The organism is Pseudomonas sp. NBRC 100443, assembly GCF_030268185.1.
Taxonomy (GTDB): domain Bacteria; phylum Pseudomonadota; class Gammaproteobacteria; order Pseudomonadales; family Pseudomonadaceae; genus Pseudomonas; species Pseudomonas citronellolis.
Genome location: NZ_BSQE01000116.1, coordinates 1 through 255 on the forward strand (window position 1 = coordinate 1; position 255 = coordinate 255).

The 255-nt window shown below is 64.3% G+C and carries 1 protein-coding gene; it reads right to left on the reverse strand.

Annotated elements, in window-relative coordinates; genetic code table 11:
• On the reverse strand, positions 1-255 hold a 255-nt coding region (locus QSJ95_RS32790; protein WP_285647913.1), incomplete at both ends, for a transposase.

Consider the following 255-nt stretch of genomic DNA (forward strand, 5'->3'; position numbering starts at 1 on the left):
GCATGCAGGCCACCAGGGCAACCTTGGCGCATCGACCGTTCTCGCGCAGGCCTTGGTAGCGGCGGGCGAAGTCTTCCTGATAGCGAATAATCGACAAGGTCGTCATGTACAGGATGCGCCGGATCATTCCTCGTCCTCCCCGGATTCGGCGCTGTCCCGACTTCTGCCCGCTGTCGCTGTTGTACGGGGCCAGGCCCACCAGGGCGGCGATCTGGCGGCGGTTCAGTTGTCCCAGCTCCGGCAGATAGGCCAGCA